We start from the raw sequence: 257 nt of genomic DNA, 5'->3' as shown, positions 1-257 counted from the left end.
AAGGGATGAGCGAGAAAAATACTAGGTCGGGCGTTGCTGGAAGTGCGAAGGAAGCGAGGCGACTCGATTAGATGCCGAGCTTCTGGCGGCGCGTCAGCGCGTCGTCCATAGCTTTCAGCACGTCGATTCGACGGCCTACGTCGACCGGATCGGTGCTAAGCTGGGCTTGGCGGCGAACCACTAGGCGTGATTGTGCACGCAACGCCTGTTCACCGGCAGGGGTCGCGTCAACCAGAAGAGAAACCGCATCAAGCTGG

Annotated in this window: 1 protein-coding gene; it reads right to left on the bottom strand. The window is 59.9% G+C overall.

Annotated features, from left to right (window positions below; translation table 11 throughout):
• Positions 1-67: 67 nt before the first annotated feature.
• A partial coding sequence (locus SB717_RS37535) for a hypothetical protein (protein WP_410908218.1) occupies positions 68-257 on the bottom strand: 190 nt, incomplete at its 5' end.

Source organism: Priestia sp. SIMBA_032, assembly GCF_046535215.1.
Lineage (GTDB): Bacteria > Bacillota > Bacilli > Bacillales > Bacillaceae_H > Priestia > Priestia aryabhattai.
The sequence above is the reverse complement of the archived record's forward strand: the minus strand, read 5'-3'. Positions and strand labels throughout refer to the sequence as shown.